Source organism: Pseudomonas sp. TE3911, from assembly GCF_054062775.1.
This window is the reverse complement of sequence record NZ_JBSSFP010000001.1, coordinates 739,504-765,641: the sequence shown is the minus strand read 5'-3', so window position 1 is coordinate 765,641 and position 26,138 is coordinate 739,504. Positions and strand designations below refer to the sequence as shown.

29 protein-coding genes are annotated in these 26,138 nt (G+C 58.5%); 17 read left to right on the top strand and 12 right to left on the bottom strand.

Features of this window, described 5'->3' with window-relative positions:
- Nucleotides 1-69: 69 nt before the first annotated feature.
- Nucleotides 70-378 carry a hypothetical protein gene (locus ACVWXD_RS03565; protein WP_457370685.1) on the top strand — a complete coding sequence of 103 codons (309 nt, stop codon included), beginning with the start codon at nt 70-72 and terminating at the stop codon, nt 376-378.
- 91 nt (nt 379-469) lie between these two features.
- Here the strand turns inward: ACVWXD_RS03565 and ACVWXD_RS03560 are convergent, their stop codons facing one another.
- Together ACVWXD_RS03560 and ptrR are read right to left on the bottom strand one after the other, a co-directional pair.
- Nucleotides 470-592, bottom strand: coding sequence for a PA1414 family protein (locus ACVWXD_RS03560; protein WP_003193089.1), 123 nt, complete (start codon nt 590-592; stop codon nt 470-472).
- Between the two features lie 143 nt (nt 593-735).
- The gene (gene ptrR / locus ACVWXD_RS03555) at nt 736-1,629 is read right to left on the bottom strand and encodes a putrescine utilization regulator PtrR (protein WP_457370684.1); all 894 of its coding nucleotides are present in this window, start codon (nt 1,627-1,629) and stop codon (nt 736-738) included.
- Nucleotides 1,630-1,733: 104 nt separating this feature from the next.
- Here ptrR and ACVWXD_RS03550 point away from each other — a divergent pair, with 104 nt between their 5' ends.
- Nucleotides 1,734-2,939, top strand: coding sequence for an MFS transporter (locus ACVWXD_RS03550; RefSeq protein WP_181639434.1), 1,206 nt, complete (start codon nt 1,734-1,736; stop codon nt 2,937-2,939).
- Here ACVWXD_RS03550 and ACVWXD_RS03545 read toward each other — a convergent pair.
- From ACVWXD_RS03545 to ACVWXD_RS03535, 3 genes are all read right to left on the bottom strand, one after another.
- Nucleotides 2,851-4,293, bottom strand: a complete 1,443-nt coding sequence (locus ACVWXD_RS03545; protein ID WP_032887746.1) for an NCS1 family nucleobase:cation symporter-1 — start codon at nt 4,291-4,293, stop codon at nt 2,851-2,853. The genes ACVWXD_RS03550 and ACVWXD_RS03545 overlap by 89 nt on opposite strands.
- A gap of 199 nt (nt 4,294-4,492) precedes the next feature.
- Nucleotides 4,493-4,891, bottom strand: coding sequence for a DUF2177 family protein (locus ACVWXD_RS03540; protein ID WP_032887744.1), 399 nt, complete (start codon nt 4,889-4,891; stop codon nt 4,493-4,495).
- Nucleotides 4,892-5,004: 113 nt separating this feature from the next.
- Entirely contained in the window at nt 5,005-5,841 is an 837-nt protein-coding gene (locus ACVWXD_RS03535; protein WP_032887742.1) for a CvfB family protein, read from the bottom strand.
- Between the two features lie 322 nt (nt 5,842-6,163).
- Here ACVWXD_RS03535 and ACVWXD_RS03530 point away from each other — a divergent pair, with 322 nt between their 5' ends.
- From ACVWXD_RS03530 to ACVWXD_RS03520, 3 genes are all read left to right on the top strand, one after another.
- A complete protein-coding gene (locus tag ACVWXD_RS03530; RefSeq protein ID WP_003193095.1) occupies nt 6,164-6,343 on the top strand; it encodes a hypothetical protein in 180 nt (59 codons plus the stop codon).
- A 206-nt stretch (nt 6,344-6,549) separates the two neighbouring features.
- Nucleotides 6,550-7,272 carry a TorF family putative porin gene (locus ACVWXD_RS03525; protein ID WP_122754458.1) on the top strand — a complete coding sequence of 241 codons (723 nt, stop codon included), beginning with the start codon at nt 6,550-6,552 and terminating at the stop codon, nt 7,270-7,272.
- 66 nt (nt 7,273-7,338) lie between these two features.
- Complete coding sequence (locus ACVWXD_RS03520) at nt 7,339-8,205, top strand: DUF6279 family lipoprotein (RefSeq protein WP_032887739.1); 867 nt, start codon at nt 7,339-7,341, stop codon at nt 8,203-8,205.
- 42 nt (nt 8,206-8,247) lie between these two features.
- Here ACVWXD_RS03520 and ACVWXD_RS03515 read toward each other — a convergent pair whose 3' ends face one another.
- The gene (locus ACVWXD_RS03515) at nt 8,248-8,637 is read right to left on the bottom strand and encodes a transcriptional regulator (protein ID WP_099602987.1); all 390 of its coding nucleotides are present in this window, start codon (nt 8,635-8,637) and stop codon (nt 8,248-8,250) included.
- Nucleotides 8,638-8,793: 156 nt separating this feature from the next.
- On the opposite strand from ACVWXD_RS03515, the gene ACVWXD_RS03510 reads away from it, so the two are divergent.
- Nucleotides 8,794-9,069: a hypothetical protein gene (locus ACVWXD_RS03510; RefSeq protein WP_095185399.1), complete on the top strand. Its 276-nt coding sequence runs from the start codon at nt 8,794-8,796 to the stop codon at nt 9,067-9,069.
- A 49-nt stretch (nt 9,070-9,118) separates the two neighbouring features.
- On the opposite strand, the gene ACVWXD_RS03505 is transcribed toward ACVWXD_RS03510, so the two are convergent.
- Nucleotides 9,119-10,465, bottom strand: a complete 1,347-nt coding sequence (locus ACVWXD_RS03505; RefSeq protein ID WP_017735367.1) for a DEAD/DEAH box helicase — start codon at nt 10,463-10,465, stop codon at nt 9,119-9,121.
- A gap of 193 nt (nt 10,466-10,658) precedes the next feature.
- On the opposite strand from ACVWXD_RS03505, the gene ACVWXD_RS03500 reads away from it, so the two are divergent.
- The 6 genes from ACVWXD_RS03500 to ACVWXD_RS03475 all read left to right on the top strand — a co-directional run bounded on the left by ACVWXD_RS03500 (nt 10,659) and on the right by ACVWXD_RS03475 (nt 16,989).
- Entirely contained in the window at nt 10,659-11,945 is a 1,287-nt protein-coding gene (locus ACVWXD_RS03500) for a mechanosensitive ion channel family protein (RefSeq protein WP_032887734.1), read from the top strand.
- Between the two features lie 391 nt (nt 11,946-12,336).
- Nucleotides 12,337-13,560, top strand: coding sequence for an iron-containing redox enzyme family protein (locus ACVWXD_RS03495; protein ID WP_241089592.1), 1,224 nt, complete (start codon nt 12,337-12,339; stop codon nt 13,558-13,560).
- 12 nt (nt 13,561-13,572) lie between these two features.
- The gene (locus tag ACVWXD_RS03490) at nt 13,573-13,890 is read left to right on the top strand and encodes a Rieske 2Fe-2S domain-containing protein (protein WP_032887730.1); all 318 of its coding nucleotides are present in this window, start codon (nt 13,573-13,575) and stop codon (nt 13,888-13,890) included.
- A 5-nt stretch (nt 13,891-13,895) separates the two neighbouring features.
- Nucleotides 13,896-15,077 (top strand): MFS transporter, encoded by a 1,182-nt coding sequence (locus ACVWXD_RS03485; RefSeq protein WP_095185398.1) that lies wholly within the window; start codon nt 13,896-13,898, stop codon nt 15,075-15,077.
- Nucleotides 15,078-15,089: 12 nt separating this feature from the next.
- On the top strand, nt 15,090-16,307 hold the full coding sequence (locus ACVWXD_RS03480) for an ATP-grasp domain-containing protein (protein ID WP_032887726.1): 1,218 nt from the start codon (nt 15,090-15,092) through the stop codon (nt 16,305-16,307).
- A gap of 4 nt (nt 16,308-16,311) precedes the next feature.
- A complete protein-coding gene (locus tag ACVWXD_RS03475; protein WP_032887724.1) occupies nt 16,312-16,989 on the top strand; it encodes a phenylalanine--tRNA ligase beta subunit-related protein in 678 nt (225 codons plus the stop codon).
- 28 nt (nt 16,990-17,017) lie between these two features.
- Here the strand turns inward: ACVWXD_RS03475 and ACVWXD_RS03470 are convergent, their stop codons facing one another.
- The 4 genes from ACVWXD_RS03470 to ACVWXD_RS03455 all read right to left on the bottom strand — a co-directional run bounded on the left by ACVWXD_RS03470 (nt 17,018) and on the right by ACVWXD_RS03455 (nt 19,658).
- Nucleotides 17,018-17,434, bottom strand: coding sequence for an Lrp/AsnC family transcriptional regulator (locus ACVWXD_RS03470; protein WP_032887722.1), 417 nt, complete (start codon nt 17,432-17,434; stop codon nt 17,018-17,020).
- 68 nt (nt 17,435-17,502) lie between these two features.
- Nucleotides 17,503-18,378, bottom strand: coding sequence for a carboxylate/amino acid/amine transporter (locus ACVWXD_RS03465; protein ID WP_032887720.1), 876 nt, complete (start codon nt 18,376-18,378; stop codon nt 17,503-17,505).
- 211 nt (nt 18,379-18,589) lie between these two features.
- Nucleotides 18,590-19,192: an FMN-dependent NADH-azoreductase gene (locus ACVWXD_RS03460; RefSeq protein WP_457370683.1), complete on the bottom strand. Its 603-nt coding sequence runs from the start codon at nt 19,190-19,192 to the stop codon at nt 18,590-18,592.
- A gap of 151 nt (nt 19,193-19,343) precedes the next feature.
- Nucleotides 19,344-19,658 (bottom strand): hypothetical protein, encoded by a 315-nt coding sequence (locus ACVWXD_RS03455; RefSeq protein WP_032887716.1) that lies wholly within the window; start codon nt 19,656-19,658, stop codon nt 19,344-19,346.
- A gap of 49 nt (nt 19,659-19,707) precedes the next feature.
- Between ACVWXD_RS03455 and ACVWXD_RS03450 the strand changes: the two genes are divergently transcribed.
- The 5 genes from ACVWXD_RS03450 (at nt 19,708) to aqpZ (ending at nt 24,957) form a co-directional block, all read left to right on the top strand.
- On the top strand, nt 19,708-20,631 hold the full coding sequence (locus tag ACVWXD_RS03450; RefSeq protein WP_032887714.1) for a LysR family transcriptional regulator: 924 nt from the start codon (nt 19,708-19,710) through the stop codon (nt 20,629-20,631).
- A gap of 14 nt (nt 20,632-20,645) precedes the next feature.
- The gene (locus ACVWXD_RS03445) at nt 20,646-21,449 is read left to right on the top strand and encodes an alpha/beta fold hydrolase (protein ID WP_260366294.1); all 804 of its coding nucleotides are present in this window, start codon (nt 20,646-20,648) and stop codon (nt 21,447-21,449) included.
- 3 nt (nt 21,450-21,452) lie between these two features.
- On the top strand, nt 21,453-22,016 hold the full coding sequence (locus ACVWXD_RS03440; RefSeq protein ID WP_032887711.1) for a peptidylprolyl isomerase: 564 nt from the start codon (nt 21,453-21,455) through the stop codon (nt 22,014-22,016).
- An 81-nt stretch (nt 22,017-22,097) separates the two neighbouring features.
- The gene (locus ACVWXD_RS03435) at nt 22,098-23,930 is read left to right on the top strand and encodes an ABC transporter ATP-binding protein (protein WP_095185393.1); all 1,833 of its coding nucleotides are present in this window, start codon (nt 22,098-22,100) and stop codon (nt 23,928-23,930) included.
- A gap of 325 nt (nt 23,931-24,255) precedes the next feature.
- The gene (gene aqpZ / locus ACVWXD_RS03430) at nt 24,256-24,957 is read left to right on the top strand and encodes an aquaporin Z (protein ID WP_032887707.1); all 702 of its coding nucleotides are present in this window, start codon (nt 24,256-24,258) and stop codon (nt 24,955-24,957) included.
- A 12-nt stretch (nt 24,958-24,969) separates the two neighbouring features.
- Here the strand turns inward: aqpZ and ACVWXD_RS03425 are convergent, their stop codons facing one another.
- The gene (locus ACVWXD_RS03425) at nt 24,970-26,094 is read right to left on the bottom strand and encodes a GNAT family N-acetyltransferase (RefSeq protein WP_032887706.1); all 1,125 of its coding nucleotides are present in this window, start codon (nt 26,092-26,094) and stop codon (nt 24,970-24,972) included.
- Nucleotides 26,095-26,138 lie beyond the last annotated feature (44 nt).

The following is a 26,138-nucleotide window of genomic DNA, read 5'->3' as shown; positions in this document are numbered from 1 at the left end:
TAGCCTGACATGGCCATTTCAAATCTGAAGAAATTGGCTTGGCTACCCGATAACCCATGAGGTGATGAAATGAAACAGCGCGATCCTAGCTACCCCGCTGCGTCAACAGTTCCACCGCAACTTAAGACAGGCGACCGCGTGCATATAAACGGCCCCCACGCAGGCGTCTGCACTGGAATATACAAGCTCATGTTTTATAAAAACGGGACTTCATTTGCCACACTGCCCATAGAACGAGCATTTAAAGACTGGTTCGGCTTTGAAGTTCACGGAAGTTTCAATGGTGAGATGGAGGTAAAGGGCCATTATCACGATTGCGCCACTGGCGAGGACCACATACATAGCTTCGGGTTTACCGAAGTCAGTAAAGGCGAATGACGCAACTCACACGTCGTACAGCCATCCGATTTACCTGGCAGCGCTCCCACGACATAGAGAGGTATTCATCGCGCGAGCGCTCCCCGGGGCCTCATCTGCGACGTGGGCGACGCTGCTCGTCATCCGTACGAATCGGCACCGGCTGCAGCGGAGGCTCGATCAAGCCCAGTGCAACGCCCAGATCATGGAGCCAGTTTTGGATTTTCTCTTTCATGGTTTGCCCCCTTTGAGGGTAATGCTTGTAGGCGCAAGCTATGTCGCCTTTTCCTACACTGATAGTAGCCCTAAGTCCTACATATTGCTTGAACGAAACCACAACGAACTATTACTGAATTCATCCGAATTCTGACGGACCGGTCAGGCAATGGCGCGGGTGTCTTTCATTACCGTCGCCTGGCCCTCTTGCTGCAAGTCGATCCACGCATTGAGGTTAGCGCCGAGCATACCCTTTCGCCACATCAACCAGGTGGTCGCAGTGGCAAAATGCCCTGTCAGTGGATGAACGGACACGCTGTCCTTGCCTGGCAGGCTGTCGAGCATGGCTTGGGACATCAACGCCACTCCTGAACCAGCAATCACGCAAGCGAGCATGCCTTGATATGACTCGATCTCAATCGCCCGTCCCATGGCTACGCGCTCGTGGGAAAACCAGCTTTCCAGGCGTGTGCGATAAGCGCAACTGCGTCGGAACGTAAACACCGAACGGCCGGCAACATCCTGGGGACCACGCACGGGTGGGTGGTCGGCTTCACAGATCAGCACCAGTTTTTCCTCGCATAACTGCACGCCGTCCAGGCTGGCGATGGTCAGCGGGCCGTCCACAAACGCTGCGTCCAGACGCCCCGTGATCAGATCTTCCAGCAACTCACCACTGGGCGCTGACTGCACCTGCAGATTCACCATTGGGTAGGCCTTGTGATAACGCGCCAGCAGCTTGGGCAAATGCACTGCTCCAGTGCTGTACATGCTGCCCAGAACAAAGTCGCCGGCCGGTTGCCCACCTTGCACGGCGCCATGGGCTTCATCGTGTAGCGCCAGCAGACGGGTGCTGTAGTCCAGCAATATCTTGCCCGCCGGAGACAGCTGCAAGCGCTGACGTTCGCGCAGGAACAGCTCTACACCGAGCTGTTCCTCCATCTGTTTGAGTCGGGTCGATAGGTTTGACGGCACGCGGTGCAGGCGCTCAGCCGCGCGGGTGATGGACCCCTCTTCCGCCACGGCCTGGAAAATGCGCAATTGACTGAACTCCACGACTTTCTCCAAAACTGAATAAGTTACTCAATATTATTCAATTTTACAGAAAGTCAACACACCTTAGGCTGAGGGTCATTCGTTTCTCAGCAGGACACCTGACCATGTCACCCCTGATTCGCTTACTCGCCAGCTCCATCGCCCTGATGATGGCCATGGGCATTGGCCGCTTCGCCCTCACCCCACAAATGCCCCACATGCTTAGCGAAGGGCAGATCGACCTGACCGACGCCGGCCTGATCGCCGCCGCCAATTACCTCGGCTACTTCGTGGGCGCGGTGGATTCGATTTTCGCCCGCGGTCACCGTCATGTACGCGGTCGGCTGTACGGTGGGCTCTGGTTATGTGTGCTGCTGACCTTTGCGTCCTCCTGGGCCCATGGGTTCTGGCCCCATCTGCTGTTGCGCTTTGGCACTGGCGTGGCAAGTGCCTGGGCATTGGTGATGATCACTAGCTTGAGCCAGCCGCTGGCGCTTACCGCCGGACGCCCGCGTCTGGGTGCTCTGGTATTTGCCGGGCCGGGCCTGGGGATTCTGTTGACCGGGCTATTGGCGCTCGGCTCAAACCTGCTGGGGCAAAACTCCGCCACGTTATGGTTGATCTATGGCGCTGTGGCGCTGCTCATGCTGCTGGCGATCCTGCCGTTTTTGCCGCAGCCTTGTGCCAGCGCCCCTGGCGCCGGTCATAGCGACGCGGGCAGCAACGGCAGCATCACGCACCTGTGCTGGATTTATGTGCTATTCGGACTGGGTTACATCATTCCAGCGACCTTCCTGTCACAGATGGCCAGCGCCCAGTTCAAAGGGGCCTGGCAGGCCGATCTGTTCTGGCCGTGCTTTGGCCTGCTGGCAGCGATTGGCGTGGGCGTGGCGACTCTGCGTCGCAAAGATCCAGACGCTACTCGCCGCTGGCTGATGACAACGCTGTGGCTGCAAGCGGCCGGAGTGTTCACGTGCTTGCTGGGCAATGGCTGGGGGTTGGCACTGGGCGTTCTGCTTTGCGGCGGTCCGTTCCTGGCCTGTATGCAATTGGTGATGGCGCGCTTGCGGGATGTGGCGCCCCACGGCTACCAGCGCAGCACCGGTCTGCTGACCGCCAGCTTTGCCATCGGCCAATTGAGCGGGCCCTTATTGGCGTCGGCGAGCAGCCATCTAAGCGGCGGCCTGCAACCGGCATTGGTGATTGCCGGTACAGGCCTGTTCTTGGCGGGGGGGATATTGGTCAGCCAGCAACCAAAGGCGCTTGCGTGCGCACCTGTTCGCGCCGTGACAGCGCCAGGAAAAACAGCCCTCCCAGGAAGCAGCCGGTAAACCAGGCGAAGTTGGCCATGCCCTGCAACGCCGGTGTGAAGGTGATCGCGACGCCCACCAGTGTCGCGGGCACCAGCGCCTTGACCGCTGTCCAGTTCACGCCGCCGTCGAAGTAATAGCGCCCGCTTGGGCTGTCATCGAACAGCGCATCTACATCGATTTTCTGTTTTTTGATCAGGTAGAAATCTACCAACAGAATCCCAAACAGCGGCCCGATAAACGCCGCAAGGATATCCAGGGTGTAGTGGATCATCAGCGGGTTATTGAACAGGTTCCATGGAGTGATAAAGATCGAGGCTACTGCTGCGATCATGCCCCCGGCACGCCAGCTGATTTTGCTTGGCGCGACGTTGGCGAAGTCAAACGCAGGGGACACAAAGTTGGCGACGATATTGATACCGATGGTCGCGGTCACAAAGGCAAATGCGCCAAGCAGCACGGCCATGTTGTTGTCGATACGCGAAACCGTGGCGATCGGGTCGTGGAGCATTTCGCCAAACACCGGCAAGGTGCCAGAGACGATCACCACCGTCACCAGGGAAAACGCCAGGAAATTCACCGGCAGGCCCCAAAAGTTTCCGCGTCGCACATCCTGCATGCTGCGGCAGTAGCGGCTGAAATCGCCGAAATTCAGGGTTGGCCCAGAGAAGTACGACACCACCAGCGCCGTGGCTACGATCACTTGGCCGAACGCTTGCCAGCCCGACAGGGACTTTTCCGACAGAGTAAAGCTGATGTTCGACCAGCCAGCCTTCCAAACAATCCAGCCAGCCAGGGCAAACATCACCGCATATACCACCGGCCCCGCCCAATCGATAAAGCGGCGGATAGACTCCATGCCGGCCCAGAAAACTGCAGCTTGCAGTACCCACAGGCTGAGGAAACCAAACCAGCCCAGGTAGGACAGACCGGCGAAATGCGGTTCTGCATACACCGCCATCTGTGGAAAAAAGCGCAACACCACGATGATCAAAGCGCTGGACGCCAGATAAGTCTGAATCCCGTACCAGGCCACGGCAATCAGGCCACGAATCACCGCAGGAATATTCGCGCCAAACACACCAAATGCGAGCCGGCAGATGACTGGATAAGGAACGGCGGCCTGCTGGCTAGGCTTAGCCACCAGATTGGCGATCAATTGCACGATGCAAATACCCGCGAGCAAGGCGATCAACACCTGCCAACTGGCTAGCCCCAAGGCGAACAGACTGGCAGCGAATACATAACCACCGACGCTGTGCACATCACTCATCCAGAAGGCAAAAATGTTGTACCAGTTCCACTTCTGCGGCAGTGGGCCCAGATCCTGGTTGTACAGGCGCGGGCTATAGCCTTTGGGCAATTGTTCGGTCATCGCTGGGCTCCTCGTAATACCGGCCTGCGCTTCCGTCACGGGGATGCATACGGGAGGCGGCCAGGTTTGTATACGAAACAGTCAGCAGAATGCGTGCCAATGGCACACAATCCCTCTACGACGGTGCTCCAAAGGCGCTTATGACGGTTTAGTAGCGGGGACCGCGCTCAGCAACGGTGCACATAAATCCTGTACACAATCATCGGTGCACCCGATGTGCACACACGTGTCCAACCGTGCAACAGACCGCTGTCAGGAAGGTGCCCCAGGCCATGTCCATCAGGGCCAAGCTCGCAGACCAGCCTTGCAGTGTGGCCCAGTTGCTCAGGTCATAGGTGCCATAGGCCACCAGACCCAGCAAGGCACCCAGACGCGCTGCGCGTTGCCAGTTGATGCTTGGCAAGACCACGAACACCACACAACCGAGGACATACAGGAGATAGAACAGCACTGCGGGCAACAGGCGGGGCTGATCAAGCATCAGCGGGCCCAGCAAGGATTTGTAGGTAGGGCCCATGAGGACGCCGAGCCAGAGGCCGTCGAGCACCAGAAAAGCAAGCAAGGTGCCGAGGTAGGCGAACAACGATTTTTTAGACATCAAGCGGACCTCTGTAGGAGCGAGCTTGCTCGCGAAAATATCTCAGGCCCATCGCGGTATCGGATGTACCCTTTTCGCGAGCAAGCTCGCTCCTACAGAAGAGCAAACCCTACTCAGCTTAGTTCAATGCGATCCGCGTGAATCACGATCTGACCCTGCTTGTAGAGCGCACCAATAGCCTTCTTGAAGTTACCCTTGCTCACGCCGAACAAGTTGCTGATTACTGCCGGGTCGCTTTTATCGCTGACCGGCAACGTGCCGTTGTTTTCGCGCAACTTGGCGAGGATCTTCGAGTTGAGACTGGAGGCCGCTTCCTGGCCGACCGGTTGCAGGCTCAGGCTGATGTTGCCATCGGCGCGGATCTCTTTGATGAAGCCTTTCTCTTCCTTGCCGGGACGCAGGAACTTGAACACTTCGTTCTTGTGGATCAGCCCCCAGTGTTTGTTGTTGATGATCGCCTTGAAGCCCATATCAGTGGCTTCGGCCACCAAAAGGTCGACTTCCTGGCCCACAACGTAGTTGGCCGGCGTCTTGTCCAGGTAGCGGTCAAGGCGCGCGGTGGCGGTAATACGCTTGGTGTGCTTGTCGAGATAGACGTGCACCACGCAGTATTCACCGGCGGTCATCTGACGTTTTTCTTCCGAGTACGGAAGCAAAAGATCCTTTGGCAGACCCCAATCGAGGAACACGCCAATACTGTTGACTTCCACCACTTTCAAACTGGCAAATTCGCCGACTTGAACTTTGGGTTTTTCGGTGGTGGCGATAAGTTTGTCATCGCTGTCCAGGTAAATAAAAACGTTAAGCCAGTCTTCATCTTCACTGGGAATATCTTTTGGGATATACCGATTAGGCAAGAGGATTTCGCCATCTTGCGCACCATCAAGGTACAAACCGAAGTTAGTGTGTTTAACCACTTGTAAGCTGTTGTAGCGCCCGACTAGAGCCATTTCCAATACCCTCATTGCGTGGGCGGCATTCTACCCGAGTTGCGCCCGCGACGCGCGCACGCCTGAAAAATCGCGGCCTGGCATGGCCCTACGATGGCATCGCTCCGCTCGTCCGATCATTCGACTGAGTTTTGCCCTTCCACCAGCACTGCTTTGCTAGGTGGTTTCGAGTCAAAACAGTAAGTTAGGGCCTAATTTCAACGATGAACTTCGTTTATTTCCAGCCGCGCTACTTATTCCCAGGGGATATTTGCCAAGCAATTGTCAAGTATTTCCTGTACGATGCCTGGCCAAGTTAATTTTCTACAGGTTAGTGGCCGCCATGCGCGTAAAAGCATCCAACAGCAAAGCAAAGCCAGCTCCAGCCGTTGAAACCAGCGAATCGATCAACAGCCAAATCGCTGCTTTCCTCAAGTCCGGTGGCGAAATCCAGCAAATTGCAAAAGGCGTGAGCGGCCAGACTTTCGGCCCGTCCAAGCAGATCAGCCTGGGTAAAAAGTAACACCGCGCAAAATACCTGGTCCCTAAGCGTCTTGCCTCCAAGGCGCTAGGACTAGAGCCCGAAACACCCTCCTTCTACATTCAATATTGCGTTAATCGACGAACGGGCCTCATCGCCTGGCATTCGCCGGTATCCTTGCACACGTCTAGCACGGGCATCTGCCCGATTTTCTCCGTTACTGCTCCTCGCTTTTCATGGAGTGAAGCATGCTCAAATCCTGCATTTTTCTGGTCAGCACATTAGTGGCTTGCCCCCTTGCCGAAGCGCAGATCTTCCAGCGCGAATTGGGCGACTTCGACCTGAAATTAGGCACCACCCCCAGCCGCAGCATGGCACAGGGCCTGGTCAAGCCGACCTCGCCGGGCAGCGACTCTTTCCACGGGGGGTTAGACCTCAGCCACAACAGCGGCCTGTACTTCGGCCAGTTCTCGCCAAACATGGGCCTGTCTTCGGCAAGCACCCTCGAAGTCGACTCCTACATGGGCTTCAAACACCCCTTCGACCAGACGCTCGGCTACGAAGTCGGCTTGATCCACTACAGCTACCCCAAGCTCAGCCCCCTCGACAGCCAAGAGTTCTACGGCGGCTTGAACCTGTTGGGCAATCGTTTCGGTGCCTCCTTCAGCAACGACCCGGACCGCCAGGACAGCACGATTTTCGCCGACCTCGGCGGCACCCAACCCTTCGGCATCGGCGTCAGCATGAAGTACACCACCCACCAATTGGGCACTCCAGCTTCGGTGGACGGCGGCACCATCAGCAGCTTCAGCGACTGGTCGGTTCAGTTCTCCCGCGCCTGGAAGGGCATCGACTTGGACCTGATTTACAGCGACTCCAGCCTTAGCGGCGGCGACTGCTCGGCGTACTCCGGACACAATTCGCAATGCGACGGGCTGTTGACGTTAAAGGCCGCGCGGTCGTTTTATTGATGGGCTGAACTGTAGCGCCTGGCGCGGGTTCACATGCATTGAATCCCTCTGCCCAAGGAAACGCCCATGCTGCGTCGGCTCAAACTGTTGGTGGCCCTGCTGACCCTAAGCCTGGCACTCGCCGGCTGCAACCGCGTGGGCCTGGCCTACCGCAACCTGGACGTGATCATCCCCTGGACCCTCAATGACTACCTGGACATGAACGCCGGGCAGAAGAGTTGGTTCAACGATAAGCTCAAGGAACACCTGGCCTGGCATTGCACCACGCAGTTGCCGGGTTATCTCGATTGGCTCGATCGCCTGCAACAGATGGTCGACGAAAACCAGGTCACCGATGCTGCATTGAAAACGCGCACCGCCGAAGCCGAACAGGCAATCGCTGAAGTCGCCCGCGAAATCACCCCCTCAGCCATCGAATTGCTCCAGGGATTGAATGATCAGCAGGTCAAAGAAATGAATGACGCTCTGGCCAAGGATCTGCGCAAACGCCAGGACGACTACCTTAAGCCGCCCCTCGCCCAACAAATCAAGGACCGCGCCGAGCGCATGAACAAACGCCTGGACACCTGGATGGGCCCACTGAGCGCTAGCCAGCAAAATCGCGTCACCGCGTGGTCCGTCGCGCTGGGCGAACAGAATCAGGAATGGATCGGCAATCGCGCCCATTGGCAGGCGCAATTTATCGAAGCGGTGCAGCAACGCCACAGCGCCGAATTCCCACAGAAGATGCAGCAACTGCTGGTGGACCGCGAAAGCCTATGGACCCCGCAATATCGCGCGGCTTACGCCCAGACCGAAGCTGCGGCGCGCAGCCTGATTGTCGACGTGATGGCCGAAAGTACGCCGCAGCAACGCCTTAAACTCACGCAGAAAATTGACGGCGTACGCAGCGACTTCAAGGCACTCAAATGCCTCAAGGCCGCCGGGATTTAATGTGGGAGGGGCTGCCACCCACACTGGGTCCGCGCATACCCGTCAGGCAATCTGCGCTTTGGACGCCACTTCAGCGAAGGTTGCCGGGTCCAGTGCATCCGACTGCTCATCCAGCACTTGGCGCGGGTGATCGTTGCCGGGAATGGAACTGTCGATCAGCGCCAGCAGTTGGGCACCCAATTGCGTCAAAATGAAGTTCTCACCATTTCCGCCCTCTGCCTCGGGGCGCGATTCAATAAAACCGCGCTTGAACAGCAGCGCTTCATAATCCGCTGCGGTCTTTTTCAGCGCATCCAGATTGCCGGTGTTCTCACCCGCCGTGGCCTTCTCGGCCGCTTCCTGCTCGGCGTATTTGCGCGGGGCAAAGCTGCCTTCGCCGTTCTGCACTTCGTGCAGCAGACGTTCGATTAGATCCCAGTTGTAAGTCGTCATCCTGATTCCTCCTGCAGGCCTAAGAAAAAGTAGCCCGTCAAAAGGTGTGACATGCCACACCTGCCACCGTTCAGCCCGCCAGACGGACGTCATTTCTCTGAACTTTCCAGACGTTCGCCCCCTCAACCGCACATCATCACCAAGGAGGTACGTACCATGAACACCTTGAGAAACCTGGCCATCGCCGCCGCCCTGCTCACGGCCCTGCCCGCCTGGGCCTGCACGCCCGAAGAGGCCACGGCGAAACGAGAGCAGTTGGCGACGGAAGTGACCAAGCTCACCGAGCAGAACCCCACTAAAGCCAAAGAGATGAACGACGAGCTGCAGAAGATGGACCTGGACACTGAAAGCGCGGAATTCCCTGACAAGTGCCAGCTGATCGACGCGCGCCTTAAAGAATTGAAAGAAGCTGCGGCAAAAGCCAAAAACTGAAGGCATAAAAAAACCGGACAATGTCCGGTTTTTTCACATCAGCGCTGGCTTATTCAGCAGCCGGTGCTTCGGGCTTGCGGCGTTTAAGCGGGGCCATGCCGTCTTTGCTGACCAACGACAGGTTATCGGTCTTCGGACGGTTGGCGATCTTGCGCTTGGTCGGCGACTTGGCGCCTGTCTTCTTCTTGTCGCCCTTGGCGTCAGTCTTTTTCTTCTTCACGCCAACAGCCTTGCCCGACGCCTTGACCTTCTTCGGTCCGGTGTAGGTGCCTTTGACTTCCTTGATGGTGCGGCGCTCGAACGACTGCTTGAGGTAGCGCTCGATGCTCGACATCAGGTTCCAGTCGCCATGGCAGATCAGCGAGATGGCCAGGCCATCGTTGCCGGCACGCCCGGTACGGCCGATACGGTGCACGTACTCGTCGCCGCTTCGTGGCATGTCGAAGTTGATCACCAGGTCCAGGCCATCAACGTCCAGGCCACGGGCAGCCACGTCGGTAGCCACCAGGATCTTCACGCCGCCCGCCTTGAGGCGATCGATGGCCAGCTTGCGGTCCTTCTGGTCTTTCTCGCCGTGCAGCACGAAAGCCTTGTATTCCTGGGCAACCAAGCGACCGTAGATGCGGTCGGCGGCAGCGCGGGTGTTGGTGAACACGATGGCCTTCTGGTAGGTCTCGTTGGCCAACAGCCAGTTGAGGATCTGTTCTTTGTGCACATTGTGGTCAGCGGTGACGATCTGCTGGCGCGTGGTGGCATTCAGGTCGCTGACATTGTTGACCTGCAAGTGCTCAGGGTTGTTCAGCACCTTGGCGACCATTTCGCGCAAGGTCGAGCCGCCGGTAGTGGCGGAGAACAGCATGGTCTGCTGGCGATTGACACATTCGGCAACCAGACGCTGAACGTCGTCGGCAAAGCCCATGTCGAGCATGCGGTCGGCTTCGTCGAGCACCAGCACTTCGACTTCCTTGAGGTCGAGGTTGCCGGCGTTGAGTTGCTCGATCATACGGCCTGGGGTGCCGATCAAGATGTCCGGCACCTTGCGCAGCATGGCGGCCTGGACCTTGAAGTCTTCGCCGCCAGTAATAATGCCGGACTTGATGAAGGTGAACTGCGAGAAGCGCTCCACTTCCTTCAAAGTCTGCTGGGCGAGCTCACGGGTCGGCAGCAGGATCAGGGTCTTGATGCTCACGCGGACTTTGGCCGGGCCGATCAGACGATTCAGAACCGGCAAGACGAAAGCGGCGGTTTTGCCGCTGCCAGTTTGAGCCGTCACCCGCAGGTCACGCCCTTCGAGCGCGAGCGGGATGGCCGCTGCTTGCACAGGCGTAGGCTCGACAAATTTTAGCTCGGCCACGGCTTTGAGCAGGCGTTCGTGCAGGGCGAATTGGGAAAACACGGGTGCTACCTCGAAGAAATACAAAATATCAGCTGCATAGGGTAACGGTTTCGGGCGCCCAAACCGAGTTTCTTTACGCGAACGGTGCGAATCAGGTGCTTTTTTGTCAGGGCATTTGTCTACAACGTCAACTTTGTCGCACTTAGATGCTCTAATCGCGCCGTCTTGTCTTACAGAGGAATCGGTTTCACCCATGGATATCAAACAGCTTTGGCTCAACGTCCAAGACCTATGGGGCGCCCTCGACCAACACCCGGTGCTGCATGCCAGCCTTGGTTTTATGGTGTTGCTGGTGGTGGCCCTGCTGCTCGGACGGGTAGCGCGATACCTCACCCTGCACGCCGTCAAATTGCTCGGCCGCCAACCGTCGCTGCACTGGCTCAATGATCTGCGGCACAACAAAGTCTTCCACCGCCTGGCGCAAATGACGCCGTCCCTGGTGATCCAGTTCGGCCTGTACCTGGTGCCGGATTTGAGCAAAACCGCAATTCTGTTCATCGGCAACGTGGCACTGGCCATCTCCATCCTGTTCCTGGTCCTGGCCATGAGCGCCCTGCTCAATGCCCTGCTGGACATCTATGCCCGCACCGAACACGCACGCACCCGCTCAATCAAGGGTTACGTGCAGTTGGCGAAGATGGTGCTGTTCGTGTTCGGCGCGATCATCATCGTCGCCACCCTGATTGACCGCTCGCCGCTGTTGCTGCTGTCGGGTTTGGGTGCGATGTCGGCGGTGATTCTGTTGGTGTACAAGGACACGCTACTGTCGTTCGTCGCCAGCGTGCAGCTCACCAGCAACGACATGCTGCGGGTCGGTGACTGGATCGAAATGCCCCAGGTCGGCGCCGACGGCGACGTGGTGGACATCACTCTGCACACGGTCAAGGTGCAGAATTTCGACAAGACCATCGTCTCCATTCCTACCTGGCGCCTGATGTCCGAGTCGTTCAAGAACTGGCGCGGCATGCAAGCCTCCGGCGGGCGTCGGATCAAGCGCAGCCTGTTCATCGACGCCAGCGGCGTGCGTTTCCTGCGCGATGACGAAGAGGTGCGCATGACCCAGGTGCACCTGCTCACCGACTACATCGGACGCAAGCAGGCAGAACTCAAGGCCTGGAATGAAGCCCAAGGACACAGCGCACAACTGCTGGCCAACCGTCGCCGAATGACCAACCTCGGCACCTTCCGCGCCTATGCCCTGGCCTACCTGAAAAGCCATCCGGACATCCAGCCGAACATGACCTGCATGGTGCGCCAGATGCAAACCACGGCTCAGGGCGTGCCACTGGAGATCTACTGCTTCACCCGCACCACGGCGTGGGCCGATTACGAGCGCATCCAGGGGGACATCTTCGATTACCTGCTGGCGGTGTTGCCGGAGTTTGGACTGAGTCTGTACCAGCAACCGAGTGGCACCGATCTACGGGCAGGAATTCTGGCGCTGACACCCAGCCCCCAGAGCACGCCAGCCCTGCAGTGAGCCCGAAGCCGGCGAGGTGAAAATACGCACCTCGCCGGCGCAATATCCCGCTAAGCGCCGGCAACTATGTGTAGCCGCTGCGACCGAATAATCAACTGACGCAAACAATAAAGAAAATTTCTCCTACGCCTTTAGTGATTTTCACTACTTGTGCGCACTATTTCTAATCTGTTTTTAAAAAAACCAACGCCTTAGCATTTGGCCATCAAACAACGCCAGATAAAGGCCATCCCTCATGTTATGGACAACTCAGCTTTCTGATAATGCGGCAGACTTTGTATTAACTTCGAATGCCGAAGCGTTGACCCACTATTGTGGTGCTAGTGCCTTTGCTCAACCTCGCGATTTTTATACCACTAGTCCCTATCAGCGACCTTCCAGGCCGCAGGACGTGACCGACTCGATCATCACCACCAGCCTGACCAGCGACCAACTTTCAGACAGTCAGCATTTGTTGGCACAACGCTTGTTATTGAATATCTACGAGCAAGACTTAGTCTTCTTGCCCAAGCCGCCATTAGAACTCGACTTAAAGGCTTTCAAACAGTTTTATGACCCCCAACATGCCGCCAGTGGCAAAAAGATCCGCCCGTTACTGGAACACTACTTATACAACTGGCTTAAGGAAGAAGTGCACATCAATGGTCCTTGGTGCCTGGACTCTTTTGTCGCCCACACCGATAAAGTCTTGGATGATGTAGCCCAAGCCGACTCCAAACTGCATGAGGTGCTGACCACCAGCCGCAACCCCCAGCGTGCCGCGCGTTTTTTCATGACCCAATGCGCAGGGGATTTCCTCAGTGAAGCCTCGGCCATGGCGCGCAATGTTTTGGGTAACTGCGGTGTGTACACCAGCGAGTTGTTCAAGATCCTGATCGACGAGTATGGCTACGGCGTCGACAAAAAGAAGCACAGCACCATCTTTGAAGACATGCTCCAGGACATGGACATGTCACACCACGTGCACCATTACTGGCAGTTCTACACGCCTGCGTCGCTGTCGCTGACCAACTATTTCCACTATGTGTCGGCCAACCACGGCGAACTGTTCCGCTACATCGGCGCCATGTACTACACCGAAGCTACGCTGGCGCTGACGACCAAGCACCAGTCCCGTGCGATCAAGACCATCTTCGATGGCCAGGTCTCCACTGCCTACTTCGATGAGCATGCTCATATCGATGTGCACCACGGCAGAATGGCACTTCAGCGCCTGATCATTCCCATGATCAAGCAGTTCGGCACCAAGATCATCCCCGACCTTATCCGCGGCTTTGAAGAGTTCAAGCTCCTTCAGGACATCGCCGACGAAGAACTGTATGCCCATATCAAATGGCACGACGAGCTGGATGAACATCGCGCCAAGGCTTCGCAGCTTCAGGGCCAAAAGCCGGTGGACCTGCGAATCACCGAGGCTGAACACGAGCTCTCGGTGCTGCACACCCACCCCAATGACGAACTGTTCTGGGTCGAATCCGGCGAGCTGGAGTTTGTCGCCAGCCCCGAATTGACTGTGCGCCTCATCGCCGGCGAAGGCGTCGTGATTCCCAAGGGAATGCTCCATGGCACGCGCATCGTCAGTCCGTCCTGCACGTACACCGTCACCGCCATCTGAATGGGCCACCCAATGAAAGCCATCAGCCTGAATATCACCCACGCCCATTACGTGGCCGTGGAGGACAGAACCTATTTTCTGAAGCGTCACGCGTATTCGACGCAATTGCTGCCCACCTCGTGCCCCCATCGTGGCGGCCCACTGCACATGGGCGAAGTGACGGGCGACGGCCAAAGCGTGATCTGTCCCTGGCACGACAACGCCTACAAGGTCTGCAACCTGGAAAAGAAGGCGCTGCCCACCGTGCGCGTCAGAAACCAGATCAGCACCGTGGTCGGCGACACCGAACGGTGCGTGCCGCTACTTAAACTCTCCCGTTACGACGGATGAAGCCCATGAAGACTAATTCGACACTGACCGCGTTCTATTCAATCGTGACCCTCTTCACCGGCCTCGACATGGCGATTGTGATCGCGATGGTCTGGTTTGGCCTTGAGACCACCGGCTCGACATTCCTGGTAGGCGCCACCTTGTGTGTAGCGACCGTGGTGCCCTATTTATGTGAACAGTACATCGGCAAGTTCTTCACGATTGAACTCAGCCTGAAACGGCTGCTGTACATACGCCTGGCTGCGTTCGCCGCCGTCCTGGGATTGTCGTTTACCCAGGCCGCCTTGCTGCCGATCGGCTTCCTGGCGATCGCGTTTGTGGTGGGCGTCACCGACTACTTCACCATCAGTACCCTGGAATCGAAAAACACCAAGCTGGTGCTGGCAGGCCTCACCGACAGCGATACCTGCGCGCGGTTGATGCAAACCTCCATCCAGATCGGTGCCTTCGGCGGCGCGCTCCTGGGCGGTTTGATCGTGGATGTGTTCTCGGTCAACGAGACGCTGCAAATCATCAGCCTGGCGGCGATTGTGTCACTGGCGGGCGTCTACTTGGTGGCCGACAGCCCCAGCGCACATGGCACCGATCAGACCGCAGCCTCCACCGCCGCCGCGCCGCTGGACCTGCCGCGCAACCTCTACATTCTGATCATTGTGCTGAGCATGATCGGCTTCCATATCGGCGCGTTCAACAGCCTGGTGCCTATCGTTTTTCAAAAGCTCAATGAGTGGAACGCCACCCTGTTTGGCGTCGCCAGTGGCCTGGCCGGCCTGGGGGCCTTCAGCGCCGCCGTGCTTCCGCGTATCAAACTCAACAGCTATGGGGCCATCGCACTGGTGATTCTGGCGGACGTGGCAATCGTCTACTTCCAGAATCTCTACGTGATGATGGCCGCTGCGTTCCTGCTGGGCTTTTGCATCAACAGCCTGCGGATCCAACTGCGTAAAACCCTGATTGAATCGGCGCCCAACGACCGGGTAGCCGACGTCATCGCCGCGAAAAGCTCGCTCTACTACCTGCTGGTCAGTGGCTCGGCACCGATGATCCTGACGTTCTTTACCACCTCGGGCTTTCTCGGACTCGAAGGCGCACGGCTGTTGATGATCGTCTCCGCCGGCCTGTTGGCCACTGCCGTACTGGCGTGGAACCTGACCCCCGCAGCCTCGCCTGCCGCGACCACGGAATAAGGATTGCACGACGTGAAAACCGTACTGATTGTTGACCCATTCTCCACGGGCAAGCTCTATGCGCCCCTGCTCAACGCGCAGGGCATACGGTGCATCGCCGTGATCTCCACACGCGCCTTGCCCGAACACTTCACCAACGACCTGGTCGCTGAGAATTTCCATGAGGTGTATCACTGGGAAGAGAGCCTGCTGATCACCCTGGAAACGTTGTCTTTGAGCGCAGTAATCGCCGGTTGCGAAACCGCCATCTACCTCACGGACTACCTGACGGAGTTGCTCAGCATTCCGGGTAACAGCCGTATCACCAGCGACCTGCGGCGCAACAAATTCTCCATGCAGCAGGCGCTGAAAAAACACCAGTTGGCGCACATCGACTCGCACCTGTTGAGCTCGCCAAGCCGCATTGGCGAAGTGGTGGCCAAGCTGGAAGAGTCGGCCACCTATGTGGTCAAGCCGCTGAATTCGGCCGCCACCGAAGGCGTGGTGTTTGCCCAGGGCAAAGGCGAAGCAGAGACCGCGTTGAGAAACGCGGCCTGGCAGCAGAAGAATGACCTGGGTGAGGTCAACCTGGGGTTTATCGTGCAGTCGTTTATCGCGGGGCCGGAGTACGTGGTGGATATGGTCGCCTTCAACGGCACGTACATCATTGCCAGTGTCTGCAAGTACACCAAGATTCAGAAGAACGGCAGCATGTTTGTCTACGAAAGCCTGGACACACTTGATCCCCAGGCTGCGCACCTGCAACCGCTGACCGATTACGCCCGCCAGGCAGCCGCGGCGCTCGGCGTGCGGGTCGGGCCGATTCATATGGAGATCATTTGGTCCGATGCCGGGCCGGTGATGATTGAAGCCGGAGGTCGCTTGCACGGCGGCATCGCGCCCCTTCTGTTTCAACAGGTCTATCACCCCGACTTGCTGTCGCTGTCGATCGACAGCTACCTCGGCCACCCACGCCCGCAAGCTGATGCAGCGAGCCAGATCAGCCATGGCCGGATCGGTTTCTTCTGCTCCGATGCACAACGCACCTTCGATCCTCCCTCTCCCCAGGCCCTCCAGAGTGCCCAAGCGGACGAGGCCTATTGCGGCCACCGGTACTTCATCGCTCCCGGTCATACCACGCCGGTCACGATTGACTTCGCCACCTGTCCGGGGCTGTTCTGGCTACAGAGTCCTTCGGCGCTGCAACTGGACACCAGTACCGCGAACCTTCGAAAACTACTCTGGGGCTAAGGTTATGCAAAGTCGCTTGATCATCAAAAAATCAGCCTGTGAGCTGGGCATCAATAATGCGTGCGCCGCGGTTATCGAAGACATCACCGTTTCAGACGACCAAAGCTTCGTCGGGGTGTTGCAGAGCAACCTGAACCACGTCGCATCCCGCCTCAATGAGCTGGACTCGAACATCGTGTATGAAGGGTTTGCCAAGCAGCTCAAAAAACTCGGCTACGAAAACACCGTCAGCGCCAACGAAAAGCTGCTGCGGCGCTTCATCGCCAAGGGCGTATACCCCATCAACAACATCGTTGACGCCTATAACGCAGTCTCCATCCGTCATGGGGTCAGCATCGGTGTGCACACCTATCATCAGAAAGATGACATCTACGTGATGCGCTCTGACAAACCAAGGGTTCTACGCCCACTGTTTGCCAAGAAGGCCATCACCATTCCCGTTGGCGATATCGTCTATACCTGCGGGGATGTGCCGTTGGCGAGCATCGGCAAGGTTGACGCCGACGCCCATGACTTCCGGCTGACGAAGGACTCGTCAAGGCTTCTGGTGGTGATCCTGGGGCATGACGACACGTCGCTTCAATTCAACCAGGGCGTCATCGAAGAGCTGGTGGACACGCTTCGTCAGAAAATGCCGAACCTGAGCCATCACTTCCTTGAAACGGTTCGCGATCACGCCTGAAGCCACGAGTTGAAGAAACGGCCGGCGCCTAGCGCCAGGCCTTCAGCACGGGGTTGACCACGACTTCCTTCACATGTTCGATGTTCAGCAGGCTTTCCTTGAAGACCATCAGTTCTTCAAAGCTCCTGTAGCGAACGTCGAGCATCATGTCCACGTCGCCAAACAGTGAGTAGGCGTGCACCACTTGGCTGAACTGCTGGATCTTCGGAAACACCAGGTGGCAGTTGCTGCCATTGAGCGTCAGCATCAAGAACGCCGCTTGCAGGGTCTCATCGCCCTCGGCTACGTTGATGGTGAAGCCTAGGATGATGCCCTTTTCAATCAACTTCTGGACACGCGACTCCACCGCTGTTCGCGACTTATGAACTTGCCGCGCCAATTGCGCCAGGCTGACCCGGGAGTCGTCCTTCAAGGCTGCAATGATCAGTTCATCAATCTTGTCCACTCTGCCGCCCCCACACCGTTCTTTTCTATAACAGACTTTCATTGCCGCTCACGCATGCCTTGGGGCCATCACGTCGCAGACTTTACGCCAGGCGCAGGCTTTATGCCCAACCGACTGATCCACACCGCCCCGAGAATCACCAACCCACCCAACGCCAGGCGGCCCAGGGGTTCGTGTTGGTTCCAGATCAGCAGGTTCAGCAACAACCCCACTGGTACATGCAGATTGTTCATCACCGCCAGCGTGCCGCCATGCACCAAACACGCGCCCTTGTTCCACCAGTACATGCCCAGCGCCGTGCTGACCAGCCCGAGGAACACCAACACACCCCATTGCAGCGGCGCTTGCGGGAGAAAGTCGGCCTTGGCGAACAGCAGGAACGCCGGCAACACCACCAGCAACGCACCGAGGTAGAAGTAACCGAAGCGCCGGTAGTGCGGCAGGTCACTCGGATAACGCGCTACCAGGTGCTTGTACATCACTTGCCCGGCGGCGTAGGTGAAGTTGGCCAGTTGCAGCAGCAGGAAGCCCATCAGGAAGTGAGGCGTGATCTGATCGAAACGAATCACCGCCGCCCCCGCCACTGCCACCAAGGCGGCGACCAGGGCCCACGGGTTGAAGCGCCGGTTAAGTGCATCTTCGATAAGCGTCACGTGCAACGGCGTGAGGATGGTGAACAGCAACACCTCCGGCACCGTGAGCACGCGAAAACTCAGGTACAGGCACACGTAGGTCACGCCAAACTGCAGCGCGCCGATCACCAGCATGCCTCGCATGAAGGCCGGCTCTACCGAGCGCCAGCGGGTCAGCGGGATAAATACCAGCCCGGCCAGCACGACGCGTACCAGCACAGCGAAGTAACTGTCCACATGACCGGCGAGGTATTCGCCGATCAGACTGAAGGAAAATGCCTGAATCAGGGTGACAACCAGTAGATAGCCCATGTGTGCCTCGCTTCGAATGGGCGCGACATTAAAGGTTTTCAAGGTTTGAAGAAACTCAGGGCAAAAAAAACCCGACCTCGCTAAAGCGTCAGTCGGGCAGGAGCACTTAGGAGCAACAAGTGCAAAGGGAGGTTCGTACGCGTACTTGAAGGGTTTGCGTGGAGCGATATAAACACCGCGCGATTATCTGACGATTAAAGGATCAAGCGGCTCATGCCACGAGCTGCACCAGCAGGGCCTTGGCGTGGTTGATGCCCTTTTCCTGGAAGTCACCGCTCAGGTTCACCCCTTCGGCGTGAATAAAGGTGACGTCATGAATCCCGATAAACCCCATGACCTGGCGCAGGTACGGTTCCTGGTGATCGGAGCTGGCGCCGGTGTGGATGCCGCCGCGCGCGGTCAGGACAATGGCACGCTTGCCGGTCAACAGACCCTGTGGGCCGGTGGGGGTGTACTTGAAGGTCACACCAGCGCGTAACACGTGATCCAGCCAGGCCTTGAGGGTGCTGGGGATGGCGAAGTTGTACATCGGCGCGGCCATCACCAGTACGTCGGCAGCGAGCAGTTCGTCGGTCAATTCGTTGGAGCGGTTAAGGGACACCTGCTCGCTGTCGTTGCGCTTATCCGCAGGTTTCATCCAGCCGCCAAGGAGGTTGGCGTCCAGGTGTGGCACCGGGTTGAGGGCCACGTCGCGCACGGTGATCTGGTCTGCCGGGTGGGCGGCCTGCCATTGGCTGATGAACTGCTGGGTCAGTTGACGGGAGATCGAGTCCTGTTGGCGGGCGCTGCTTTCGATGATCAGAACGTTGGACATGGCTTCGTAGGCTCCATCTGTAAATGCTGTAAGTCGATGGAGAAAAGATTAACCATGGCTCATTCGATAAAAAAGCGCAAAAAACTGCTATAACCCATCTAGAAATTTGTTGATATGCGGAGTATTCCTGTAGACATGCTCCGCTACCCCTTTATTTTGGCGCGCAGTCCAAGGCAATCCGCATCTTGATAATGGCGCGGTTGAACTTGACCGTGGTGTTGGTGCTTTTGCCTGCCGGCACCGAGACCGTGCGTCGGCGGGGTGCCTCCGGGCCATTGGTGAAGACTACCGAGCACAGGGCATCGTTGGTGCCGTAGTTGTTTAGTTGAATCGAACTGATGTCGCCGTCCACGTCTGAGGCGGTGTAGTCCACGCTCACGCCACTGATCTTTTTTGTCACGTCGATGGGGTACGCAAACGCGCTCATCGGCAGCAGGGCCAACAGCACATAACAAAATTTTCTCATTCGGCAGTCTCCAATAAGGACCGCCAGCTTAGGACAAGAGGAACCTATCTTGAAAGCGCCCCGCGTTACCCTCGATCAATGGCGCACGCTGCAAGCCGTGGTCGACCATGGCGGCTTCGCCCAGGCGGCCGAAGCGCTGCACCGTTCGCAGTCTTCGGTGAGCTACACCGTGGCCCGCATGCAAGACCAGCTTGGCGTGCCGCTGCTGCGCATCGACGGGCGCAAAGCCGTGCTCACTGACGCCGGTGAAGTGCTGTTGCGCCGCTCCCGGCAACTGGTGAAAAACGCCAGTCAGCTGGAAGACCTCGCCCACCATATGGAACAGGGCTGGGAAGCCGAAGTGCGGCTGGTCGTGGACGCTGCCTACCCCAACGCCCGCCTGGTGCGCGCTCTCACGGCCTTTATGCCGCAAAGCCGTGGTTGCCGCGTGCGCCTGCGTGAAGAGGTGTTGTCCGGCGTTGAAGAGTTGTTGATCGAAGGCGTGGCCGACCTGGCGATCTGCGGCTTCAGCATCCCCGGTTACCTGGGCACGGAAATGAGCGACGTGGAATTCGTCGCCGTGGCCCACCCCGAGCATCCGCTGCACCGTATGAATCGCGAGCTGAGCTTCCAGGACCTGGAAAGCCAGATGCAAGTGGTGATCCGCGACTCCGGCCGCCAGCAGCCACGGGATGTGGGCTGGCTCGGCGCCGAACAACGCTGGACCGTCGGCAGCCTGGCCACCGCGGCCGCCTTTGTCGGCAGCGGCCTGGGCTTCGCCTGGCTGCCGCGGCACATGATCGAACGCGAACTCGCCGAGGGCGTGCTCAAGCAACTACCCTTGGAACAGGGCGGCAGCCGTCACCCCGCGTTCTACCTGTACTCGAACAAGGACAAACCCCTGGGGCCAGCGACGCAGATCCTCGTGGAGTTACTGCGCACGTTTGACACGGCGCCCCTGGACGCACCTTTCGCCGCCCCCCAACAAGCCTGAAACGGAGTTCATCCATGGCCTGGTTCGACCACGAAGGATGCAGCCTGCACTACGAGGAATACGGCCACGGTACACCGCTGGTGCTGATCCACGGCCTGGGCTCCAGCAGCCAGGATTGGGAATTGCAGATTCCGGTACTGTCCAGGCACTACCGAGTGATCGTGGTGGACGTACGCGGTCATGGTCGCTCAGACAAACCGCGTGAGCGTTACAGCATCCCAGGGTTCACCCATGACGTGGTGGCGCTGTTCGAGCACCTGAACCTGCCTGCCGCTCATGTGGTGGGCCTGTCCATGGGCGGCATGATCGCTTTCCAGTTAGCCGTGGATGAACCTACGTTGGTCAGAAGCCTGTGCATCGTCAACAGCGCACCCGAGGTCAAGGTGCGCAGTGCCGATGACTATTGGCAGTGGGCCAAGCGCTGGACGCTGGCCCGCGTGCTCAGCCTGGCCACCATCGGCAAGGCCCTCGGCGACCGGCTGTTCCCCAAACCTGCGCAGGCCGACCTGCGCCGCAATATGGCCGAACGCTGGGCAAAAAACGACAAACGTGCTTATCTCGCCAGCTTCGATGCGATTGTGGGCTGGGGCGTGCAGGAACGACTTTCGAGGATTACCTGTCCAACCCTGGTCATCAGCGCCGACCACGACTACACCCCCGTGGCCCAGAAAGAAAACTATGTAAAACTGCTGCCCGATGCGCGGCTGGTGGTGATCAAGGATTCCCGCCACGCCACGCCCTTGGACCAACCCGAAGTCTTTAATACCACCCTGCTCGATTTTCTAGAGACAGTCGAAACCACTACCCAGGATCACTGACCCATGCTGAAAAAAATCGCCTTCTTTGCCGGTTCCGTTCTGTTCGCTGCCAACCTGATGGCGGCCGAACCCGCCAAGGCGCCACACGTATTGATCTCCACCACCAACGGCGACATTGAAATCGAACTGGACCCGGTCAAGGCGCCGATCAGTACCAAGAACTTCCTGGCCTATGTCGACAAGGGTTTCTACACCAACACGATTTTCCACCGTGTGATCCCGGGCTTCATGGTCCAGGGTGGCGGTTTTACCCAGTCGATGTCGCAAAAGCCGACCGAAGCACCGATCAAGAACGAAGCCAGCAACGGCCTGCATAACGTGCGTGGCACCTTGTCCATGGCGCGCACCAATGACCCGAACTCGGCGACCAGCCAGTTCTTCATCAACGTGGCTGACAACGCCTTCCTCGATCCGGGTCGCGATGCCGGTTATGCCGTGTTCGCCAAAGTGGTCAAGGGCATGGACGTGGTTGATGTGATCGTCAACTCGCAAACCACTACCAAGCAGGGCATGCAGAACGTGCCAATCGATCCTGTGTACATCAAGTCGGCCAAGCGCATCGACTGAGGTAGCAGGTAGTTCCGCGCGCGGCCCACAAGGCGGCGCGCGCATTTGAAAGGAGAGCCCGCACAGCGGGCGTCATACTCAATGCTCTATCGTCGTTTTGAACAACTGATCGATATTTTCCGCGACGCACCCAGCGAAGCCCCTCCCGATAAAGTCCTGCCCTTCTACCTCTACTACCTGCGCCAGGTGTGGCCGCACTTTGCCGCCTTGCTGGTAGTGGGACTGATCGGTGCGCTGATCGAAGTCGCGCTGTTCAGCTACCTGAGCCGCATCATCGATCTCGCCCAAGGCACCCCGCCCGCTGACTTCTTCCAGGTCCACAGCACCGAGCTGATCTGGATGGCCGTGGTCGCCCTGTTGCTGCGCCCGATCTTCGGCGCACTGCATGACTTGCTGGTGCATCAGACCATCAGCCCCGGGATGACCAGCCTGATTCGCTGGCAGAACCACAGCTATGTGCTCAAACAGAGCCTCAACTTCTTCCAGAATGACTTCGCCGGTCGTATCGCCCAACGCATCATGCAGACCGGCAACTCCCTGCGCGACTCCGCCGTGGCGGCGGTGGATGCGATCTGGCACGTGGCGATCTACGCCATCAGTTCGCTGGTGCTGTTCGCTGAGGCCGACTGGCGCCTGATGATCCCGCTGGTGACCTGGATCATCGCCTACAGCCTGGCACTGCGTTACTTCGTGCCACGGGTGAAGGAGCGCTCGGTGATTTCCTCCGAGGCGCGCTCCAAACTGATGGGCCGCATCGTCGACGGCTACACCAACATCACCACCTTGAAGCTGTTCGCCCATACCCAATCCGAACAGGAGTACGCCAAGGAAGCGATCATCGAGCAGACCGAAAAAACCCAGTTGGCCAGCCGCGTGGTGACCAGTATGGACATCGTGATCACCACCATGAACGGCCTGCTGATTGTCACCACCACCGGCCTCGCCCTGTGGCTATGGACCCAGTCGCTGATTTCCGTGGGCGCGATTGCCCTGGCCACCGGTCTGGTAATCCGCATCGTCAACATGTCCGGCTGGATCATGTGGGTGGTCAACGGCATCTTCGAAAACATCGGCATGGTGCAGGACGGTCTCAAGACCATCGCTCAGCCATTGGCGGTGATTGACCGCGACAACGCGCCCCGCCTGACAGTGCCCCGTGGCGAAGTACGCTTTGAGCAGGTGGATTTCCACTACGGCAAACAGAGCGGGATCATTGGCGGCCTGAACCTTGAGATCAAGGCCGGTGAAAAGATCGGCCTGATCGGCCCGTCCGGGGCGGGCAAATCGACCCTGGTCAACCTGCTGCTGCGTCTGTACGACCTGCAAGGCGGGCGCATCCTGATCGATGGCCAGAACATAGCCGAGGTCGCCCAGGAATCCCTGCGCGCCCAAATCGGCATGATCACGCAGGACACCTCGCTGCTGCACCGTTCGATCCGCGACAACCTGCTGTACGGCAAGCCCGACGCCACCGACGAAGAGCTCTGGGCCGCCGTGCACAAGGCTCGCGCCGATGAGTTCATCCCACTGCTGTCAGACTCCGAAGGCCGCACCGGGCTGGATGCACACGTGGGCGAACGCGGGGTGAAACTCTCCGGTGGCCAACGTCAGCGTATTGCCATCGCACGCGTGCTTCTCAAAGATGCGCCGATCCTGATCATGGACGAAGCCACTTCGGCCCTGGACTCGGAAGTGGAAGCGGCGATTCAGGAAAGCCTGGAAACCCTGATGAAAGGCAAGACCGTGATTGCGATTGCACACCGCTTGTCTACGATTGCGCGGATGGATCGCTTGGTGGTGCTGGAGAAAGGCCAGATTGCCGAAAGCGGCAGCCATGCCGAGTTGCTGGCCCATAAGGGCTTGTATGCGCGGTTGTGGCAGCACCAGACGGGCGGGTTTGTCGGAATCGACTGAGGATTTCAATCCTATACACCGTTCAAATTGTGGGAGGGGGCTTGCCCCCGATGAGGGTGTGTCAGTTGCTGCATCGGTGACTGACACACGGCTATCGGGGGCAAGCCCTCTCCCACATTTGCTCACAGCCATTCAGTAGCCACCCCCTCAGTAGAATGTGCAGTTCGCGCCAACGCCCACAGCCCTTTGGCGCTTTTTCATCGCCTGGATTTGTGTAAAAACCGTGCTGTACTGAGTGCAGTGCCCAGACGGGCGCTGAAGTAAATCTGCAGGGAGCATCATTGATTTACTGATTCGGTAGAGTGATCTATCAAGGACGTGCTGCATGTCTTTGTTCAAGCGTTCAGTCACAGAGGGGCTGGGTACGTTTTGGCTGGTGTTGGGCGGTTGCGGGAGTGCGGTGTTGGCCGCCGCGTTTCCTGCTGTCGGGATCGGGTTGTTGGGCGTGTCCCTGGCGTTCGGGCTCACGGTGCTGACCATGGCGTTTGCCATTGGGCATATCAGCGGTTGTCACCTCAACCCGGCGGTATCGGTGGGGCTGGTAGTGGGCGGGAGGTTTCCGGCCAGGGAGTTACCGGCGTACATCGTGGCCCAAGTCATTGGCGGGGTAGTCGCCGCCGCATTGTTGTACTTCATCGCCAGCGGCAAGCCTGGCTTTGAATTGGCCGGCGGGCTGGCCTCCAACGGCTATGGCGAGCATTCGCCGGGCGGTTATTCGATGGCGGCGGGGTTGGTGTGCGAGCTGGTGATGACGGCCATGTTCGTGCTGATCATCCTCGGCGCCACCGACCACCGCGCCCCGAAGGGCCTCGCGCCCATCGCCATTGGCCTGGCGCTCACCTTGATCCACTTGATATCCATCCCTGTCACCAACACCTCAGTCAACCCAGCTCGCAGTACCGGGCCGGCACTGATCGTGGGCGGGTGGGCGATCCAGCAATTGTGGATGTTCTGGCTCGCGCCGATCCTCGGTGCGGTCATCGGCGGTGTTACCTATCGGTGGCTAGGCAGGGAGGACTCAGCCTGAAACCAGCGGGGGTCAGCCCTGCCGATAAGGCAGGGCGGCCCTCGCCTCTTCGGCATACGCCAGAATCCCTACCCGCTCACGCTCAAGAAAATCCTCCACGGCATTCTTCAACCCTGGATGGCGCAAGTAATGCCATGAGTGGGTGATCACCGGCTCAAACCCGCGAATCAATTTATGCTCGCCCTGGGCGCCAGCGTCGAAGCGTTGCACGCCGTGGGCAATGGCGTAGTCCATGCCCTGGTAGAAACAGGTTTCGAAATGCAGGCGGTCGAACTCCGCCAGGCAACCCCAGTAGCGGCCGTAGAAGCTGTCACCGCCGATCAGGCTGAAGGCCATGGCCACCGGCCGCGCGCCTTGTTTGGCCAGCACCACCCGGATTGCCTCGGGCATACGTTCGGCCAGCAGGCTGAAAAACGCGCGGGTCAGGTAGGGCGATTGGCGGCGCACCGCGTAGGTGTTGGCGTAGCAGGCGTAGACAAAATCCCACTGCGCCTCGCTCAACTCATGGCCTTGCAACCATTCGAAGTCGATGCCCTGCCCCGCCACCTGCTCACGCTCTTTGCGCATCTGCTTGCGCTTGCGTGAACTCAGGGCGTCGAGGAAATCCTGGAAGTCACGGTAGCCACGGTTCTGCCAATGAAACTGGCAGCCCAGGCGCTGCATCCAGCCCGGTTGCAGGGCTAAGGCCTCATCGGCCAAGGCATCGGTAAAGTTGATATGCGCACTGGAGAGCCCTTCGATTTCCAGGTAGCCCGGCAGGCTGTTGAGCAATTCGAAACCGTCCTGTGCGTTGGCCGCCAACAGGCGCGGGCCACTGACCGGACTGAACGGTACAGCTGTCAGCAATTTGGGGTAGTACTCGATACCGGCCCGCTCGCAGGCATCGGCCCAACCGTGATCGAACACGTATTCGCCATAAGAATGCCACTTGCGATAACCCGGCAGTGCCGCCACCAGCCGATCACCTTCCCAGTGCAGTAAATGCTCCGGCTGCCAGCCGGAGTGCGGGCCGACGCTGCCGCTGTCTTCGAGGGCGCTCAGGAACGCGTGCCGCACGAACGGTTGGGCCTGAGGCACCAAGGCATCCCAGGTCTGCGGGGCTATTTCGGACAAGCTTTGCAGGCGTTGCAACGGCATCGGCATCCTCACTACATCAGGGCGTAAAAGCTCCGCGAGTATCG

Bases quoted from the DNA above. Each gene is read 5' to 3' on its own strand.
- ACVWXD_RS03435 (WP_095185393.1), top strand. From the start codon at position 22,098: ATGCTCTATCGTCGTTTTGAACAACTGATCGATATTTTCCGCGACGCA.
- ACVWXD_RS03425 (WP_032887706.1), bottom strand. From the start codon at position 26,094: ATGCCGTTGCAACGCCTGCAAAGCTTGTCCGAAATAGCCCCGCAGACC.
- ACVWXD_RS03550 (WP_181639434.1), top strand. From the start codon at position 1,734: ATGTCACCCCTGATTCGCTTACTCGCCAGCTCCATCGCCCTGATGATG.
- ACVWXD_RS03485 (WP_095185398.1), top strand. From the start codon at position 13,896: ATGAAGACTAATTCGACACTGACCGCGTTCTATTCAATCGTGACCCTC.
- ACVWXD_RS03530 (WP_003193095.1), top strand. From the start codon at position 6,164: ATGCGCGTAAAAGCATCCAACAGCAAAGCAAAGCCAGCTCCAGCCGTT.
- ACVWXD_RS03565 (WP_457370685.1), top strand. From the start codon at position 70: ATGAAACAGCGCGATCCTAGCTACCCCGCTGCGTCAACAGTTCCACCG.
- ACVWXD_RS03560 (WP_003193089.1), bottom strand. From the start codon at position 592: ATGAAAGAGAAAATCCAAAACTGGCTCCATGATCTGGGCGTTGCACTG.
- ACVWXD_RS03460 (WP_457370683.1), bottom strand. From the start codon at position 19,192: ATGTCCAACGTTCTGATCATCGAAAGCAGCGCCCGCCAACAGGACTCG.
- ACVWXD_RS03445 (WP_260366294.1), top strand. From the start codon at position 20,646: ATGGCCTGGTTCGACCACGAAGGATGCAGCCTGCACTACGAGGAATAC.
- ACVWXD_RS03510 (WP_095185399.1), top strand. From the start codon at position 8,794: ATGAACACCTTGAGAAACCTGGCCATCGCCGCCGCCCTGCTCACGGCC.
- ACVWXD_RS03540 (WP_032887744.1), bottom strand. From the start codon at position 4,891: ATGTCTAAAAAATCGTTGTTCGCCTACCTCGGCACCTTGCTTGCTTTT.
- ACVWXD_RS03520 (WP_032887739.1), top strand. From the start codon at position 7,339: ATGCTGCGTCGGCTCAAACTGTTGGTGGCCCTGCTGACCCTAAGCCTG.
- ACVWXD_RS03515 (WP_099602987.1), bottom strand. From the start codon at position 8,637: ATGACGACTTACAACTGGGATCTAATCGAACGTCTGCTGCACGAAGTG.
- ACVWXD_RS03475 (WP_032887724.1), top strand. From the start codon at position 16,312: ATGCAAAGTCGCTTGATCATCAAAAAATCAGCCTGTGAGCTGGGCATC.
- ACVWXD_RS03490 (WP_032887730.1), top strand. From the start codon at position 13,573: ATGAAAGCCATCAGCCTGAATATCACCCACGCCCATTACGTGGCCGTG.
- ACVWXD_RS03500 (WP_032887734.1), top strand. From the start codon at position 10,659: ATGGATATCAAACAGCTTTGGCTCAACGTCCAAGACCTATGGGGCGCC.
- ACVWXD_RS03525 (WP_122754458.1), top strand. From the start codon at position 6,550: ATGCTCAAATCCTGCATTTTTCTGGTCAGCACATTAGTGGCTTGCCCC.
- ACVWXD_RS03455 (WP_032887716.1), bottom strand. From the start codon at position 19,658: ATGAGAAAATTTTGTTATGTGCTGTTGGCCCTGCTGCCGATGAGCGCG.
- aqpZ (WP_032887707.1), top strand. From the start codon at position 24,256: ATGTCTTTGTTCAAGCGTTCAGTCACAGAGGGGCTGGGTACGTTTTGG.
- ACVWXD_RS03545 (WP_032887746.1), bottom strand. From the start codon at position 4,293: ATGACCGAACAATTGCCCAAAGGCTATAGCCCGCGCCTGTACAACCAG.
- ACVWXD_RS03440 (WP_032887711.1), top strand. From the start codon at position 21,453: ATGCTGAAAAAAATCGCCTTCTTTGCCGGTTCCGTTCTGTTCGCTGCC.
- ACVWXD_RS03535 (WP_032887742.1), bottom strand. From the start codon at position 5,841: ATGGCTCTAGTCGGGCGCTACAACAGCTTACAAGTGGTTAAACACACT.
- ACVWXD_RS03465 (WP_032887720.1), bottom strand. From the start codon at position 18,378: ATGGGCTATCTACTGGTTGTCACCCTGATTCAGGCATTTTCCTTCAGT.